The sequence below is a fragment of the Marinomonas sp. PE14-40 genome (genome assembly GCF_051623805.1).
Taxonomy (GTDB): domain Bacteria; phylum Pseudomonadota; class Gammaproteobacteria; order Pseudomonadales; family Marinomonadaceae; genus Marinomonas.
In genome coordinates this window covers 155,014-170,943 of record NZ_CP130700.1, presented here as the reverse complement: position 1 = coordinate 170,943, position 15,930 = coordinate 155,014, and the positions used below count along the sequence as shown (strand labels likewise).

Genomic DNA, 15,930 nt, shown 5'->3' with positions numbered 1-15,930 from the left:
CGTTTTTTTGATTCTACCCTTGCCGAGCAAGCAACTTATCAACTATCGTTTTATTAGCCTCAGGAAAATCAAGCTCAGCAAGTTCAGACAAATCAAACCAATCAGTTTTCTGGCCCTCATTCCCAAGAGCAACACCATCAAACTGCTCCACAAGAAAGAAAGACAAACTCACTTTTTTATCACCATAATCGTGAACTACATGATCAAACAAAAGAGCATTTTTCGGGGTAATCGCAACTTCTTCTTGCAACTCCCTCACTAAAGCCTGCTCAGGTAATTCGTTTACTTCACATTTCCCACCAGGAAACTCCCACAAACCACCTTGATGCAAGTGTTTATCACGTTTCGCCAAGAAAACCTTACCCTCATTCAATATAATCGCCGCTGCGACTTGAACAAGCATTAAGTCCTGTACTCAGCATTAATGGTAACGTATTCATGAGACAAATCCGTTGTCCAAATTCGATCTCGACAATCACCTCGACCAAGTACGATCTCAATCTTAATTTCTTCTGGCGTCATTGCCTGCTGTCCCAACTCTTCTGTATAACTTGATGCACGTCCACCATTTTCAACAATTTGAACATCATTAATAAATATTTGCACACGCTCAACATCAAGTTGATCAATACCTGCACGACCAACAACCGCCAAGATTCGCCCCCAGTTAGGATCAGAAGCAAATAGAGCCGTTTTCACCAGAGGTGAATGACCAATTTCAAAAGCAACTTTTGTTGCTTCTTCAACACTTGCAGCCGAAGAAACTTCAATCTCAACAAATTTAGTTGCACCCTCACCATCTCGAACAATAGCGTGAGCAAGCACTTGCATAATAGAGGTCAACTCAGCAATAAAAAGCTTAGCCAGATCACTTTCGCCATCAGCAATTTGTTTATTATTAGCCTTTCCTGTTGCGATTAAAATACAAGAATCATTAGTCGAGGTATCACTATCAATCGTGATCCGGTTAAAGCTCTTATTTGTTATACCTCTCAACAAACCCTGCAAAAAACCTGGCTCAACACTTACGTCCGTAGCAATAAAACCTAACATGGTAGCCATATTAGGCTTAATCATTCCCGCCCCTTTAGAGACACCTGCCAACGAATAGGTATTCCCTTCGAAAGAAAATTGTCTAAAAGCACCTTTAGGCCTAGTGTCAGTCGTCATAATGCCACTAGCGACATCTTCCCAAGATGTATGACCCAACGATTCAACAAGCTTTGGCATAGCTTCAACAATCTTCTCAATCGCCAGTTTTTCACCAATTACGCCTGTAGAAAAAGGCAATACCTGCTCAGCTTTCAGACCACTAGCATCAGCCATAGCAGAGCACATCAACTCAGCATCTATCATACCTTGTTTGCCAGTGCCCGCATTCGCATTGCCTGTATTGATAATTAGCATGCGACTTTGAGTCAGTGCTAAATGCCTTTTTGAAACAGTAACAGGCGCAGCACAAAAAGCATTAAGCGTAAACACACCTGCAACAGAAGCACCTTCGCAAATTTCAAAGGCAACCAAATCTTTTCGCGATTGATATTTAATACCCGCCTCAGCAACACCAAGACGAAGACCATCAATCTGATCTATAGAAGGGAAAGTACCATTACCAACAGCCATCACACTTTCTCCTAAACCAACTTACCATGACAATGTTTGTATTTTTTACCTGAACCACAAGGGCAAGGTTCATTACGACCAACACGAGGTACAGACTCTTTTTCTGAATCACCTTCCTGTTCATCTTCACCCGTAACTGACGGATGATTCATTGTCATTTGCATTTTCGCTTCAGCTTCACGGCGGGCTTCAGCTATTTTTTCAGCTTCCTCAGCAGATTGCACCTTCACTTGAGTCACAATTTGCACAACATCAAATTTAATTTGATCAAGCAGCCCCTGGAACAGTTCAAACGATTCACGCTTATATTCCTGCTTAGGGTTCTTTTGTGCATAACCACGAAGGTGAATACCTTGACGCAACATATCCATTGTTTGAAGATGCTCTTTCCACAAAGTATCAAGAACTTGCAGTAATACCTGCTTTTCAAACATACGTAACGATTCTTCGCCCGCGATATCTTCTTTAGCTTGATAATTTTCAATGAAAGTAGAGAGAATACGCTGACGCAAAGGCTCTTCGTATAATTTATTATCCTCTTTAACCCAATCACGAATTGGCATCTCAAGGCTAAAGTCAGACTGAAGCCTTTCTTCTAAGCCTTCAAGATCCCATTGATCAAACATACTTTGAGGGGCGATATAATCATCAATGAGATTTGAAACAACTTCTTCACGCATAGAAATAACAGCAGAAGATAAATCTTCACTTGTCATCATATCGTAACGCTGACTATAGATAACTTGCCTTTGATCATTTGCTACATCATCATATTCAAGTAGCTGCTTACGGATATCAAAGTTACGCCCTTCAACTTTACGCTGAGCTTTTTCGATCGCGTTTGACACCATTTTATGCTCAATGGCCTCACCTTTCTCCATACCTAAAGCTTGCATCATACGTTTGATACGATCAGACATAAAAATGCGCATCAAACTATCTTCTAGAGAAAGATAAAAACGAGATGAACCCACATCACCTTGGCGACCAGCACGACCACGCAGCTGATTATCAATGCGTCGTGACTCATGACGCTCTGTGCCAATAATATGTAAACCGCCGGCCTCCAAAACTGACTTATTTCGCTCAGTCCAATCTTTTTCAAGCGCAACTTTCTCTTCATCAGTTGGATTGGTTAACTCAGCAAGTTCTACCTGAAGATTACCACCCAACACGATATCCGTACCACGACCAGCCATATTGGTCGCAATTGTAACTGCACCAGGCTTACCAGCTTCAGCAACAATTTGTGCTTCTCGCTCATGTTGCTTAGCATTCAAGACGTTATGTTTAACACCTTTATCGTTCAAATACGTGGAAAGAAGCTCCGAATACTCAATAGAAGCCGTACCAACAAGCACAGGACGGCCATTACCAACATTTTCTTCAATATCCTTTACAATCGACTCAAACTTCTCTTGCGTCGACATAAAAATAAGGTCGTTAAAATCCTTACGCTGAACTGCTTTATTGGTTGGAATAACAACCACACTTAAATCATAAATTTGCTGAAATTCAAACGCTTCCGTATCTGCGGTTCCGGTCATTCCTGCCAATTTTTCATAGAGACGGAAAAAGTTCTGGAAAGTGGTCGATGCTAGTGTTTGGCTTTCAGGCTGAATATCAACACCCTCTTTCGCCTCTACCGCCTGATGAATACCTTCAGACCAACGGCGACCAGCCATAGTTCGGCCTGTATGCTCATCTACAATAACAACCTCGCCACCTTGAACGACGTAATCAATATCTTTAGCAAATACCACGTGCGCCCTTAGACAAGCATGCACATGATGCAAAAGACCAAGATTGCCAGCAGCGTATAGACTGTCACCCTCAGAGAGCATGGATTGCTCTACTAGCCAATCTTCGACATAGGTATGACCAACTTCTGTTAACTCAACACTTTTTTGAGATTCATCAAAAACAAAGTGTCCTTCAACCTTAACTTCATCACCTTCCATTTCTTGACGAGTCAACAGAGGTGCTAATTTATTAATTTTACGATATTGCTCTGAGCTATCCTCGACAGCACCAGAAATAATGAGAGGCGTACGGGCCTCATCAATCAAGATAGAGTCAACCTCATCAATAACAGCAAATGATAAATCACGCTGAACCCTATCTTCCAAACGGAACACCATATTATCTCTTAGATAATCAAACCCAAACTCATTGTTGGTGCCGTAAGTAATATCTGCTGCATACGCCTGTCTTTTTTCTTCTTTCTCTTGGCCTGATACAACAACACCCACAGATAGACCTAAAAATTCATAAAGGGGCCTCATCCAGTTTGCATCTCGGCTAGCCAAGTAATCATTTACGGTAATGACATGAACGCCTTTGGCTGGCAAGGCATTCAAGTATACAGCCAAAGTAGCCACTAGGGTTTTACCTTCACCCGTACGCATTTCAGAAATGCGTCCTTCATGTAAAACCATGCCACCTATCATTTGCACATCAAAATGACGCATCCCCATAACACGCTTACTTACTTCTCTTACTGTCGCAAACGCTTCGGACAAAAGCGTATCTAGGCTATCGCCCGATTCTAATCTTGTTCTAAACTCACTTGTTTTATTTGAAAGCTGTTCATCTGATAACGCTTCAAGTGCTGGCTCAAATTGATTAATTTGGTTTACTAGTTTTTTTAATCGCTTAACTTCGCGGTCATTTTTTGTACCAATGACTTTTTTTATGACATTTCCTAACATCTTGAACTCAACTCAGCCAGTTAATATTAAACACAGTCTAACATGGTAGATATGAACTAATCACACAATATCAAGGTGATAGACACAAAAAAGCCGGACATTTGTCCGGCTTTTTTAAAAAACTCAATCGCTACTTATTATCCAGCAGCGATAGGTTCCACATAAGAAATTGGAACTGTTTGCTCTTTATCTTCAAACACAACATATTCCCAAGCATCTTTTTGCTGAAGCAACTGATGAAGTAATTTATTATTTAAAGCATGTCCAGATTTGTGAGCAACATACTCACCAATCAAGCTATGCCCCAATAGATAAAGATCACCAATTGCATCCAACACCTTGTGTCGAACCAATTCATCACGATAGCGCAAACCTTCTTCGTTAAGCACTCGATACTCATCAAGTACAACGGCGTTCTCCATGTTTGCACCACGCGCTAAATTATTAGTTTTGAAATATTCAATATCTTTCATAAAACCGAAAGTACGTGCACGGCATATTTCTTTAATAAAGGCAGTTGTAGAAAAATCAACAGAAGTAGATTGAACATCTTCACCGATTGCAGGATGATCAAAATCAATCGTAAATGAAAGCTTAAAACCCGCATAAGGCTTCAAGGTTGCAACCTTATCACCATCTTCAACAGTAATTGGTTTTTTAATGCGAATAAATTTCTTATACGCATCCTGCTCTTCTATACCAGCTGACTGAAGCAAGAAAACAAATGGACTCGCACTACCATCCATCAACGGTAATTCACTTGCACTTACTTCAACAAAAGCGTTATCAACACCGAGACCTGCCATCGCAGATAACAAGTGCTCAACTGTACTAATACTCACATCATCTTTACAAAGTACAGTTGCAAAATTAGTCGATCCCACTGCAGATGCATCTGCGTTAATTTCGACTGCGGGCTCTATATCTGTACGGACAAAAACAATACCAGCGTTAGCAGGGGCAGGCTTTAAAGTGAGATAAACCTTTTCGCCGGAGTGCAATCCAACGCCTGTAGCGCGAATTACGTTTTTAAGAGTGCGTTGACGTACCATGATATTCCTACTGTTTTATGACCAGAGCTACAATAATTCGCGAATAGTAACAATTAACACCAATTGTTACAACGCAATTATAGAGCATTAACAATTTACAACAAACAAAAATTAATCAGCTTGTCGGCGTAAGAATGCCGGTATATCCAGATAAGACAATTTATCTTCATCTGCTTGAGGAGCGGCATTCGCTCCAACATCAACCCGCTCAGTTTTTTCAACCTCTGCAGGGCGACTGGAAACAACTTCCCCAACATTCCCTCTGGTCACTGATACCGTATCAACTCGAGTTGTTTCAACAGCACTATTTACTACCTGCTGAACAGGAGCTGCTGCTTGAGCAACAACCGTTTTTTCAACAGTTTGTGCTGCTGGAGTCACAACTTGTTGAGCAGCCTTAGCTGACTCTAAACCAGTTGCAACTACAGTAACTCGCATCTCATCACCAACACTTGGATCGATAGCACAACCAATAACAACTGTAGCATCTTCTGAAGCATACTCTTCGATGATATTACCCACCTCAGTAAACTCAGAAAGACCAACCTCTTCGTTAGCCGTAATATTAACCAGCACACCACGCGCACCTTTTAAGTTAATATCTTCTAACAATGGGTTGTGTATAGCCGATTCAGCTGCAACTAATGCCCTATCTTCACCCGTTGAAGCACCAATGCCCATCATCGCCATACCCATCTCTGACATAACAGTTCTTACATCCGCGAAATCGACGTTTATCAACCCCGGACGCATAATCAAATCAGTTATACCTTGAACAGCATTAAAGAGAACATTATTTGCTTCACCAAACGCCTTAAGCAATGAAATATTCTTACCCAATACAGGTAGTAACCTTTCGTTTGGCACGATAATCAAAGAATCGACATTTTCCCTCAACTCCTTAACGCCCGCTTCAGCAACTTTCGCTCTTCTACGCCCTTCAAATGGAAACGGCTTAGTCACAACAGCAACAGTCAAGATACCAAGATCTCTTGCTACCTTAGCAATTACAGGTGCAGCACCAGTACCGGTTCCACCACCCATTCCTGCTGTGATAAATACCATATCGGCACCAGATAACAATTCTGTAATTTTTTCTTGATCTTCTAGCGCAGAATCTCTTCCAACTTCTGGATTAGCTCCCGCACCTAAGCCTTTAGTAATCGCCGAACCAAGCTGCAAAGACATGCCTGAATCAATACCTACCAAAGCTTTAGAATCAGTGTTAGCACAAATAAACTCAACACCCTCAAGCTGGTTCTCAAGCATATAACGCACTGCGTTACCGCCACCACCACCAACACCGACAACTTTAATCATTGCATTATCGGATAAATTTTCTTCTGCCAAATCAAAGACATTCATGGGCTTATCGCTCCTCAATTCTAATCGATGTCAACCCTTGACTAAAAATTACTTTTAACCCAACTTTTCATATTTCGCCATATCTTATTAGCGACCTCAGCTGTAGATTCAGTTACAACACTCTGCCTAGACTCCTCAACCTTGAGAGAGCTAGCATGCTGCTGAGCCATCCCTAAATCAGATTCATCTACGCCATACATAATTAAACCAACACCTGTAGAAAAAATTGGATTATCTACAATATCAGACATCCCTTTCACACTTACTGGGACCGACATGCGAACCGGCATATCAAACACACGTTCCGCTAACTCTGTCGCCCCTTCCATTAAAGAGGTACCACCTGTCACCACAATGCCAGCTGGAATACGCTCCGCATATCCACTTCGGCGCAATTCATCTAGCACCAAACTAAAAATCTCTTCGTACCTCGCCTCAACAACTTCTGCTAATGCATGTCTAGATATAGACCTTGACTGCCTATCTCCAACACTTGGCACTTCAATATTTTGATCAGCACCTGCCAAGGAAGATAAAGCACATGCGTATTGAATTTTAATACTTTCAGCATGTTGAGTTGGCGTTCTTAAAGCCATCGAAATATCATTCGTCACCTGATCACCAGCAACAGGGACAACTGAGGTATGATGAATGGACCCATCAATCCAGACAGCCATATCCGCCGTACCAGCACCAATATCAACCAAGCAAACACCCAATTCTTTTTCATCATCACTAAGAGATGAATGACTTGAGGCTAGTTGAGACAAAATAACGCCATCAACTCCTAAGCCACAACGCTTAATGCACTTTTCAATATTCATCACTGCGTTAGCAGCACCCGAAATCAAATGCACATTTGCTTCAAGCCTAACACCCGACATTCCTGAAGGATCTTTAATCCCTTCCTGCGAATCGATACTGTACTCTTGCGGCAATATATGAAGCACCCTTTGATCGGAAGGAATAGGAACTGCTTGTGCAGCATCAATAACACGCTCAATGTCTGCTTCCTGAACTTCACCATCTTTTACTGCCACTATGCCATGTGAATTTAGACTACGAATATGACTACCCGCTACACTGACATAAACAGAATGTATATTACATCCTGCCATCAACTCAGCCTCTTCAACGGCACGCTGAATAGACTGCACTGTAGATTCAATATTTATAACGGCACCACGCTTCATACCTTTAGCTGCATGAGACCCAATACCAACAATTTCAAGACGTCCATCAGCCATCATTTCACCAACAAGGCAAACTACTTTTGATGTACCAACGTCAAGTCCAACTATCATTTATTCATCCAGTTCAAAAAGGGAACAATTAACATGCTAATTTAGGCATAAAGCAATAATTAAGCCAAATCTACTCAACTATTTTCTTCCATATAACGGCGATGCCATGTGGGTACCTTGCATCTATTGCATGGATACGAGCCATTCTACCCGATAAATCAGATTTATACACGGCTATAAAGCGCTGTAACCTAGATAGAATCTCATCTCGACCTAACTTCACAAGCAATCCATTACTAAAATAAACATTCCAAGCGCCGCGCTCTTCCAACTCCAACTTATCTACTTTTAGATCTGAGTGAGTTAACACCTGACTCACCAAACGAAACTGTTCCAAAACAGTTTGACTAGTTCCAATAGGTCCCTGCAAGAAAGGAAGCGGCAAAGCAGTGATAGCAGACGGCGAAATAACCTCACCTTGAGCGGTAATTACCTGCCCTTCACGCCAATTTGCAACAGGCACCTCTTCACCCACTACAAACTTTAGTTTATTTGGCCATATTTTTCGCACGCTGACAGAATTTACCCAAGCTGGCTCACTTGCCTTCGCAGAAAGGTGAGTCACTGAAGAAAACAACAAGCTTTGACCAATAAAACCATCGTAAATAAGGTTAAGTTCTTGCTCTGTTATATAACTCAACTTTCCTTCTAGTTCTATCTCAGCAATACTAAACCAACCACGAGATTCGGCCTCACCCTGCAAAAAAGCCAGCAAAAAAAGTGAAAGCGCACCAAATAATGCAGCAATTCTCACAGGTTAACTCACCTTATTAGCACTAGATTCTGACCAAGCAACAGCTGCTATTTTTTCAACCAAAGCGGCATAAGATATATCGACGTAAGCGGCAGACATAGGCACCAAACTATGAGAGGTCATGCCAGGTGATGTATTCACCTCCAACACCCAAAACTCTCCATTAGAATCCTGCATAACATCAACACGGCCCCAACCAGCACAACCCAATGATTGATAAGCATCTAAGGCTATTTTTTGCACATACAACTCATCATCCTCATTTAAGCCTGACGGCAATAAGTATTGGGTATCATTAGCGATATACTTAGCCTCATAGTCATATAGCTCATGTTCATCTGATGCTTTAAGACCAATAACAGGGTAAGCAACATCATCTATGATAGTGACTGTAAATTCAGGGCCTGCAATATATTGCTCTACAAGCACTTCTGAATCATAAGTTCTCGCACTAGCAAGCGCTGCTTCCAGTTGAATCTTATTCTCAGCCTTGTTAATCCCAATAGTAGAACCCTCTCTTGAAGGCTTAACTATAACTGGATATGGCAGTTCAGCTTCAATCGCATCTACATCTGACGCCCCAGGAGAAGAAAATGCCAAATAAGCTGGTGTAGGAACACCTATACCCAACCAGTATTTTTTAGAGAGCACTTTATCCATGGCAAAACCACAAGCAAGCGGCGAGCTACCTGTATATGGCTTATCCATCAATTCCAACAAAGCCTGAACCCTACCATCTTCACCTTCTCCTCCATGAAGAGCGATAAAAGCAAGATCGAAGTCCAAAGTTTGCAGCTGCTTCACTGGATTTAAGGATAAATCTTCGCCATATAAATCTAAGCCATCAACCTGATAGCCTCTTTCTTTTAAAGCAGCCAACACAAGAGCACCACTTTGTAATGACACCTCTCTCTCAGCGCATCGCCCACCATAAATAACGAGTATTTTTGCTGCCTTTAAAGTCATTCCCTAGACCCCTTTAAGCCGTGCGTAGAAAGAGATTTCGATATTAGACCAATATCACCCGCACCTTGGGTAATCATCAAGTCACCATCTCGCAATACGTTTGACAAAATTGAAGACAAGTCTTCATCTTTACCCACATGAATAGGATCAACAGAGCCTCGCTGCCTGATACTTGCACACAAAGCACGACTATCAGCACCATTCACCGGCGCTTCTCCTGCGGCATATACATCTAAGAGCAAAAGTACATCCACTTTTGAAAGCACCTTAACAAAATCTTCATAAAGATCTCGAGTACGCGAGAACCTATGAGGCTGGTAGATCATAACCAAGCGTTTATCAGGCCAGCCATCACGTATAGCATCAATAGTCACTTCAACTTCTCTTGGATGATGCCCATAATCATCAATAAACATGACCTGACCTGACTTAGGTAAATCTAAAGGAGGCTGCTCTTGGAAGCGTCGACCTACACCCTCAAAACCCATTAAACCAGCCTGTATTGCAACTGCTTCTACACCCAAATCTGTTGCCACTGCAATAGTAGCAAGGGCATTCAGCACATTATGCTTACCTGGCATTGGCAAACGTATCTTAATAGATTCTAAGTTTGGTCTGTGAGCTACAAATTCACAGTAGCGCCCAGATTGAACGATATCAGTCGCATAAAAATCCGCTTCATGCTCAATACCATAAGTTAGAATAGGACGACTAACCTGTGGCAATATCTCTCTGACATTTTCATCATCAACACACAACACAGCCATCCCATAAAAAGGCAAGTTATGGAGAAACTCGACAAAAGTGTGCTTCACTTTCTCAAAGTCACCACCATAAGTATCCATATGATCTTCATCAATATTAGTGACTATGGCTGAATGGGGCTGTAGATGCAGGAAAGAAGCATCACTTTCATCAGCTTCAGCCACTAAGTATTGGCTACTACCTAACTGAGCATTTGTCCCCGCACTCGTTAAACGACCACCAATAACAAACGTAGGAGCATCACCCGTTGCCGCCAACACAGATGCCATTAAACTTGTTGTCGTTGTTTTACCATGCGTTCCAGCAACAGCAATACCGTGACGATATCGCATTAATTCCGCTAACATTTCAGCGCGACGAACAATCGGAATACGATTTTCTTTACCCCATTTAATTTCAGGATTTTCGATATTAATAGCAGTAGAAACAACAATTACATGGGCATCTTTTACGTTTTTTTCCGCATGCCCATAAAAAACCTTTATTCCAAGATCAACAAGACGCTTTGTTGTTACAGATTCATTTAAATCTGATCCCGATACACTATAACCTTGATTATGCAGCACCTCAGCGATACCACACATCCCGACACCACCAATACCTATAAAATGTATATTCTGAATTCGACGCATGGTAGGTAACACTTGCTGACCTTGATTTCTAATCATGTTTTATAAACCTTTTACACTCTGCCACAACATGTTCGGTAGCATTCGGATAAGCAACTTTTTTCGCAGCTGCCCCCATATTATTTAATAAATTCACATCACTGATATATTCCGTTAACAGCAATGTTAAAGATTCTTCTGTTAATTCAGATTGAGGCACCAAATTTGCTGCACCGGCAACAACGAGGCTTTCTGCATTTTTTGTCTGATGATCATCAATTGCATAAGGAAACGGCACCAAGATAGAAGGTATCCCCGCAATTGCTAATTCACTAATTGTCATAGCACCAGAGCGACATAAAACGATATCAGCCCAATAATATGCATCATTCATATTCTCAATATAGGCATCAACTCTCGCTTCAACCCCAGCCGCTTGATACCAATCAGATACCTCTTCAATATTACGCTTACCAGTTTGATGCCAAACATCTAATCGAACATTCTCATTCCAACCAGAAAGCACCTTTGGCATTAACTTATTGATTGCTTGCGCACCAAGACTACCACCCACGACCAAAAGTTTTAACGGCCTACCCGCACGGTAGCTATCCGGCTTAGCTTTTAAATTAAGAATATCTGAACGAACAGGATTACCAACCGTCAACCCTTTAGGCAAAGCCCCAGAGAAAGCCTGTAAAACTCGGTTTGCCACTTTAGACAAGAGTTTATTTGTAGTGCCTGCAACCGCATTTTGCTCGTGCACCACCAAAGGAACAGAACACAGTTTAGCAGCTACACCACCAGGGCCAGCAACAAAGCCCCCCATACCTAAGACAACATTTGGACGAAAACGCCTGACAATCGCCAACGCTTGACCTAAAGCATATAAAACTCTAAACGGTGCTAATAACAAACCTTTAACACCATTACCTCGAACACCTTTAATAGAAATAGCGTCGATAGGAATATCATGCTTTGGCACTAAATCAAGCTCCATCCCCCCCTTAGAGCCCAGCCACCTAACCTCATAACCTTGAGATTCAAATTCTTTCGCACATGCCAAAGCAGGATAGATATGCCCGCCTGTACCTCCAGCCATGATCAATACACGCTTATTCTTCATTAAGTACCATATCCATATCTTTTTGCTGTTTGCTTTGTTTATTTACATTATTTGATGACTCAACACGGTTAATACGAATATTCTCGATATTCACTCGCGCTACAACAAACAAGCTACTTAAAGTAATAATCAAACTACTTCCGCCATAACTAATTAACGGAAGCGTTAGCCCTTTTGTGGGCAAAAAACCGGTGTTAACCCCCACATTAATCACAACTTGGGCAACAATTAAGATAGAAAATCCGTAACACATGTAGCCAGAAAATGGACGACCGAATGATAGAGCCTGATTGCCAATTCGAAATATTCTACTAACTAGCACTGCAAACAATAAGATGAGCAATAAACCACCCAGCATCCCAGTTTCTTCAACCCAAATGGAAAATACAAAGTCTGTGTGCGCCTCAGGCAGGTAGGATAACTTCTGCACACTATTACCTAACCCCAAACCAAACCACTCACCACGACCATAGGCAATCAAGGCCTGACTCAACTGATAACCCTCATTAAAAGGATCTGCCCATGGATCAATAAAATTCATTAGTCGCTTCATACGATAGCTTTCCGACACAGCAACCACAGCTAAAGCGCAACAGGCCATAACCAGCACAAGTATAAATTGATAAACTCTGGCGCCACCAAGAAATAGCATCGCCATAACGGTACCAAGCAAAACAACAGACGCACCAAAGTCAGGTTCAAGCAATAGCAGAACAAGAAAACCGAACGTTAAACCTAGAGGGATAATAAAACCACTCCACTGCTCCCTCACCTGATCAGCTCGTCGAACTAGATAACCAGACATATACACAACCATACAGACCTTAGCCACTTCTGATGCCTGTAGGTTAAATACAAATAGGTTAATCCAGCGCTGGCTGCCATTAACACTTTTACCAATACCTGGCACGAGCACCAGCACAAGTAAAAATAGAGACAGCAACATCATCACTATCCCCCATTTATGCATGATATCAGTCGATATATTAATCAGGACACTACCCGCAATAAGCGCGAGTACTAAATAAAGAATTTGACGCTGCATGAAGTGAAAGGGATGACCAAAAAGATCATCTGAGACAGAAACAGAGGCACTGGTAACCATCACCAACCCCATCACCAGTATCGTAAAGAGGGTACATACAAAAACAAAATCAACCGACAAGAGCTCCTTTACAGACACTCTGTCTAATAATTTCGGGGTCATAAAGCCTTAACCAAAGAGGTAAAGTATTCCCCTCGAGCCACATAACTTTTAAATTGATCGAAGCTAGCGCATGCAGGAGAAAAGAGCACTATATCACCAGGTTCCGCCATTTTTGTAGCCGCTTGCATGGCTTGATTTAAGTCAGCATAGCTTGAGAAATCATTAAAGCTGGAGAGAGCAGATGCTATGTTAGTCGCATCCTCCCCATATAGGTGAGCGCTTTTTACAAACTTATCTAAACCACTTAACAAAGGAGCAAAATCAGCACCTTTACCTTGGCCACCTAACAACAAATGAATATTCTTCTGCTTTGATCCTAACCCTTCAAGTGCAGCCAGTGTCGCACCAACATTGGTTCCTTTAGAGTCATTTATATAAACAACACCCTGATGCTCAGATACAAACTCACATCTATGTGGTAAACCTGAAAATTCGCCAAGGTAGCTAGCAATTTCTTCACCCTCAAGGTCAAGCCCTAACAATTCCAAGATAGCAAAAGACGCCAGTACGTTTGCGTAATTATGCTTACCTTTCAATTTAATTTGAGATGAGTGATAGAGCCTCTTAACACCATGACACAACCAAAAGCCTTCATCTTCAATGAGACCAAACTCTTTCAGGTCAGCAAGCCCTGTTGTAAAAGCATTAACAGGCGTACCCATTGGCAGTAAAGGCGCGGTTAAAATATCCTGTTTATTACAAACTGCAGATTTACAATTACGATAAATTTTTTGCTTCACTCTCTGATAGTCATAGAAGGAGTCATACCTGTCCATATGATCTTCACTTACATTCAAAACGCAAGCAACCTCAGCATTAAGCGTCTCTGTTGTTTCCAGCTGAAAACTTGATACTTCTAGCACATAATAGTCAGGCGTATCATCCAGTAAGTCGAGTGCTGGGCGACCAAGATTACCACCAACACTTACCTTCTTACCCAAGGCAGACAACATATCAGCTACCATGGTCGTCACTGTGCTTTTTGCATTTGAGCCTGTTATAGCGATTAATGGCGCATCAGCATGCTCACAAAATAAATCAACATCGCCTCGCATTAACACACCCTGTTGCGCCAATCGAGCCAATACAGGCTCAGACAATGCAACGCCAGGACTGACAAATAACTCGGTGACCGGCAGTTCAAGTAATTTATCTAAACCACCGGTAAAAATTCGATCATCTGGGAGGATAGATTTCACTTCATCTAAGCCAGGAGGAGATTCGCGCGAATCAACGACATAGAACTCTTGACCTTTTGCTGCTAAAAACTGAGCACAAGACAACCCAGTAATACCAAGACCGACAACCGCACGAACTCTATCAGAGCCTATTAAAGACATTTAACCTTTCCTACTAACGAACTTTTAAGGTAGCAAAACCAACTAAAACTAAACAAACAGTAATAATCCAAAAACGAACAATTACTTTAGGCTCAGCCCAACCTTTAAGCTCAAAATGATGATGTATCGGCGCCATTCTGAAAATCCGACGCTTTGTTAACTTGTATGAGCCAACTTGTAATATAACAGAGACAGTTTCCATAACGAAAACACCGCCCATAATAAAAAGCACTATCTCTTGGCGGACTATGACGGCAATAACACCCAAAGCAGCACCTAAGGCAAGAGAACCTACATCTCCCATGAAAACTTGCGCTGGATAGGTATTAAACCAAAGAAAGCCTAAACCAGCACCAACAAGTGCGGCACAAAATACAATTATCTCGCCCACACCACCAACATAGGGAATCAACAAATATTCCGCAAAACGAACATTACCCGTTAAATAAGCAAATACACCAAGCGCGCCACCAACCAGTACCGTTGGTAAAATTGCTAAACCATCCAACCCATCCGTTAAATTAACAGCATTACTGGTACCAACAATCACAAAATAAGTCAGCACGACATAAAAAATACCTAAGGGAATCACAACGTCTTTAAAAATTGGGACAATTAAGGATGTTTCAGCAGGAGTCGATGCATTGCTATACAAGTATATTGCGGCGATTACACCAAACACACTTTGCCAAAAGTATTTCCACCTTCCAGGCAAGCCGCGTGGGTTTTTTTCGACAACTTTACGATAATCATCCACCCAACCAATAGCACCGAAAGCAAGCATTACCAGCAATACGACCCAAACATATTGGTTACTAAGATCTCCCCACAACAAAGTACTGACAGCGATAGAAAAAATAATCATGGCCCCCCCCATAGTTGGGGTACCCGCTTTGCTTAAGTGAGATTGAGGACCATCGTCACGCACGGCCTGACCAATCTGCAGGTTTTGCAACATGCGAATAACAGGGCCACCAATAATTAAAGCAATAACAAATGCTGTCAAAACCCCTAAAATCGCTCTTAAAGAGAGGTAATTAAAGACAGTAAAAAATGTAAAATATTGACTAAGGTAGTCAGTTAACAACAATAACATGGGCAGGTTTTAT

The 15,930-nt window shown here is 41.7% G+C and carries 13 protein-coding genes; all 13 read right to left on the bottom strand.

Annotated features, from left to right (window positions below; translation table 11 throughout):
• Window positions 1-13: 13 nt before the first annotated feature.
• A complete protein-coding gene (gene mutT, locus Q0A08_RS00845; protein ID WP_438464269.1) occupies window positions 14-403 on the bottom strand; it encodes an 8-oxo-dGTP diphosphatase MutT in 390 nt (129 codons plus the stop codon).
• A complete protein-coding gene (gene argJ / locus Q0A08_RS00840) occupies window positions 403-1,623 on the bottom strand; it encodes a bifunctional glutamate N-acetyltransferase/amino-acid acetyltransferase ArgJ (protein WP_438464268.1) in 1,221 nt (406 codons plus the stop codon). Before argJ ends, mutT begins: the two co-directional genes overlap by 1 nt.
• A gap of 11 nt (window positions 1,624-1,634) precedes the next feature.
• A complete protein-coding gene (secA, locus tag Q0A08_RS00835) occupies window positions 1,635-4,334 on the bottom strand; it encodes a preprotein translocase subunit SecA (protein ID WP_438464267.1) in 2,700 nt (899 codons plus the stop codon).
• Window positions 4,335-4,471: 137 nt separating this feature from the next.
• Window positions 4,472-5,386, bottom strand: a complete 915-nt coding sequence (gene lpxC / locus Q0A08_RS00830; protein ID WP_438464266.1) for a UDP-3-O-acyl-N-acetylglucosamine deacetylase — start codon at window positions 5,384-5,386, stop codon at window positions 4,472-4,474.
• Window positions 5,387-5,497: 111 nt separating this feature from the next.
• Window positions 5,498-6,751: a cell division protein FtsZ gene (gene ftsZ, locus Q0A08_RS00825; RefSeq protein WP_438464265.1), complete on the bottom strand. Its 1,254-nt coding sequence runs from the start codon at window positions 6,749-6,751 to the stop codon at window positions 5,498-5,500.
• 41 nt (window positions 6,752-6,792) lie between these two features.
• Window positions 6,793-8,055, bottom strand: coding sequence for a cell division protein FtsA (gene ftsA, locus Q0A08_RS00820; RefSeq protein WP_438464264.1), 1,263 nt, complete (start codon window positions 8,053-8,055; stop codon window positions 6,793-6,795).
• Between the two features lie 70 nt (window positions 8,056-8,125).
• Window positions 8,126-8,809 (bottom strand): cell division protein FtsQ/DivIB, encoded by a 684-nt coding sequence (locus tag Q0A08_RS00815; RefSeq protein ID WP_438464263.1) that lies wholly within the window; start codon window positions 8,807-8,809, stop codon window positions 8,126-8,128.
• 3 nt (window positions 8,810-8,812) lie between these two features.
• On the bottom strand, window positions 8,813-9,775 hold the full coding sequence (locus tag Q0A08_RS00810) for a D-alanine--D-alanine ligase (RefSeq protein WP_438464262.1): 963 nt from the start codon (window positions 9,773-9,775) through the stop codon (window positions 8,813-8,815).
• Complete coding sequence (murC, locus tag Q0A08_RS00805; RefSeq protein WP_438464261.1) at window positions 9,772-11,208, bottom strand: UDP-N-acetylmuramate--L-alanine ligase; 1,437 nt, start codon at window positions 11,206-11,208, stop codon at window positions 9,772-9,774. Before murC ends, Q0A08_RS00810 begins: the two co-directional genes overlap by 4 nt.
• Entirely contained in the window at window positions 11,201-12,274 is a 1,074-nt protein-coding gene (gene murG / locus Q0A08_RS00800; RefSeq protein WP_438464260.1) for an undecaprenyldiphospho-muramoylpentapeptide beta-N-acetylglucosaminyltransferase, read from the bottom strand. The genes murC and murG overlap by 8 nt, the downstream gene beginning before the upstream one ends.
• A complete protein-coding gene (ftsW, locus tag Q0A08_RS00795) occupies window positions 12,264-13,481 on the bottom strand; it encodes a putative lipid II flippase FtsW (protein WP_438464259.1) in 1,218 nt (405 codons plus the stop codon). Before ftsW ends, murG begins: the two co-directional genes overlap by 11 nt.
• Window positions 13,478-14,821: a UDP-N-acetylmuramoyl-L-alanine--D-glutamate ligase gene (gene murD, locus Q0A08_RS00790; protein WP_438464258.1), complete on the bottom strand. Its 1,344-nt coding sequence runs from the start codon at window positions 14,819-14,821 to the stop codon at window positions 13,478-13,480. The genes ftsW and murD overlap by 4 nt, the downstream gene beginning before the upstream one ends.
• 13 nt (window positions 14,822-14,834) lie before the next feature.
• The gene (mraY, locus tag Q0A08_RS00785; RefSeq protein WP_438464257.1) at window positions 14,835-15,917 is read right to left on the bottom strand and encodes a phospho-N-acetylmuramoyl-pentapeptide-transferase; all 1,083 of its coding nucleotides are present in this window, start codon (window positions 15,915-15,917) and stop codon (window positions 14,835-14,837) included.
• Window positions 15,918-15,930 lie beyond the last annotated feature (13 nt).